The sequence below is a fragment of the Bartonella sp. AP19HLJMH genome, assembly GCF_042196245.1.
Lineage (GTDB): Bacteria > Pseudomonadota > Alphaproteobacteria > Rhizobiales > Rhizobiaceae > Bartonella.
This window is the reverse complement of record NZ_JBHIPX010000013.1, coordinates 57822-60185: the sequence shown is the minus strand read 5'-3', so window position 1 is coordinate 60185 and position 2364 is coordinate 57822. Positions and strand designations below refer to the sequence as shown.

Here is a 2364-nt window from a genome sequence, read left to right as displayed (position 1 = left end):
GGAATACCAATGCGAGGGCGCTCGCAACCGGAGGGGGGCTTGAAGTGCCAACTAAAAATCCACATTTTATCGACATTCTGATAGGCAAAAGAATCCGTCACAGACGCATTTCAATAGGGTTTTCCCAAAAAGAATTAGGAAGCCATTTAGGTGTCAGTTTCCAACAAATCCAAAAATACGAAAAAGGCTTAAATCGTGTAAGCGTAGGGTATTTACTCAAAATCGCTCAAAAACTAGAAGTTCCCGTAAACTTTTTTTATGCAGATATTGCTACAAAAGAAGATCTTCCCACAAAAGAAAATACCTCACACCACAATCAAGAAACATATAGCGAAAAAGAACACACCCTTTTAAAAAATTTTAGAGACCTCCAGCCGAAAAAACAAAAAGCAATCTTATGGTTAATTTCTGATTAGGAAAAAGAGCAACAATTAACATACCCCCGCCTAAAGTTTCCCATACCTGATATCACCATACCTCCAAGAGTGATGTTTTATGGCATATAAGATAATTCACACTATAGCTCCTCGTTTTCTGTTTCCATTATTGCTTCAAGTCAAGCTGATTAAGGATTGGCAGCTGAGTTTTTAAGTTTGACTATTTGTAGCAAAGCGGAGTTAAACAAAAATGACATTGTCGCTCAAAACCATGCCCCCTATTGCGTTTACGAGACAGTGGAACCGTATCAAGAAGGCAAAGCCCCGAAAAAAACATATGAGCGTTTAAGTAAAAATCAAAGATTAAACCTATAACGTCAAAAAAGCTGCTCTATGTTGGATTATCTCCACGTCCTCTAAATCTCAGAAAAATGATTTAAAACATTTGTTTTATTGATGAGCCAATCATTGAGATCGAACAATTAACAAAGAACGGTTCAGCAATATCCTGATAGCCAATAAACAGAATAATCCACTCAATCCAGAAAGAAGGAACAATTTTCCAGCCGAAGTGTGACCTAAAACAAACGCTCCAACAAACGGCGCCACCAACATAGCTAAATTTTGTATAGACTGCACCCATCCGGAAGCCAATCCAATCTGTTCATTGAAATTGCTTACCAGATAAACATTAGAAGATATGGAAAAGTAAGCGCTAACCATTCCAATAAGGAAAAAACAGAGCAACAAAGTCTCAATACGGAGTAAATCAAAGTAAAAAAAGCACACTGAGATCATGACAAAACCAATCATTGTTGACATTGCCGGCATTAACAACTCTGATATTTTGCCTGTAAGGGGTTTATGCTTTGATTGTTTCACACTCCAAAATCCATAGAGAAAATTACCGATTGCCGAAGCCGATACCAGCATCCCAAGAGCCTGTTTATTCATTTTCATTGCACTAAGAATAACCGGCAACTGATTATTCACCATAAAGATCATGGCAAAATACACAAACATCACCGCCACATAGGCATACCAAGTTGTCTCATAAAGCCTCTGCTTTGATTTTATGGTATTCGCTGTTTTTATCATGAGCGACGAGACAGGTTGTGCACCAAGACAACAAAACACCATAAAGCCTAGCAATGTCAAAAATCCAGAAAACAATAAAGTATAGGTATCTGATAAAAGTACAGACAGAGCACTCCCCAAAGCAGGTCCTATCATCTTTGCCGCGCTATTGATCATGTTAAGCACAGAATAGTAACGAGTCCGTCCGTTTTCAGGCACCGAATTTGCACTGAGAACGGAAATTGCAGGCATGGCTAGACTGTTGAATGTCGCTCGAATAACTGCCAGTATAATAAATCCTTGCAGACTCGTCGCCATCAATAAACCGACAGTACAGAGTGCCCGTAACAGCAGTGACGCCCGCAACCAATGGATCATAGAACGGTGACTTACCAACATTCCAATTGGCTTAGACAGAACGATACCAGGTAATAATGTTGCCGCTCCAATAAAAGCGACATCATATTGATCAGCTTTCCACGTGAACACAGATACGGTCAAAATCACGATATAATCAATCCAACCGCCAAATGACACCACGCCATTACCCAGCAAAAGCACCAACAAGCGATTTTTTACTGCCCCGTCTCTTTGCACCAAAACACGCACCCCTTCTTTTTCGTTAGCAATACTGATTAGATGACCAATTTTTCCTCACACCCTAAAGGCACCAACAACTTTCACGCAACAAAGCACCAACAAGCAACTTTTTATTGCCCCGTCTCTTTGCACCAAAACACGCGCCCCTCTTTTTCCTTAGCAATACTGCTTATTTGTTAGCAATACTGCTTAGATGATCAATTCTTCCTCACGCCCTAAAGGCACCAACAACTTTCACGCAACAAAGCACTAACAAGCGATTTTTTACTGCCCCGTCTCTTTGCACCAAAACACGCGCCCCTCTTTTTTG

Annotated in this window: 2 protein-coding genes; one reads left to right on the top strand and one right to left on the bottom strand. The window is 40.2% G+C overall.

The genetic code is table 11. The annotated features are described in order from the left end of the window. Positions 1-44 precede the first annotated feature (44 nt). Positions 45-416 (top strand): helix-turn-helix domain-containing protein, encoded by a 372-nt coding sequence (locus ACFINR_RS07070; RefSeq protein WP_375653671.1) that lies wholly within the window; start codon positions 45-47, stop codon positions 414-416. A gap of 426 nt (positions 417-842) precedes the next feature. Here the strand turns inward: ACFINR_RS07070 and ACFINR_RS07065 are convergent, their stop codons facing one another. Further along, complete coding sequence (locus tag ACFINR_RS07065) at positions 843-2051, bottom strand: MFS transporter (protein WP_375653668.1); 1209 nt, start codon at positions 2049-2051, stop codon at positions 843-845. Positions 2052-2364 lie beyond the last annotated feature (313 nt).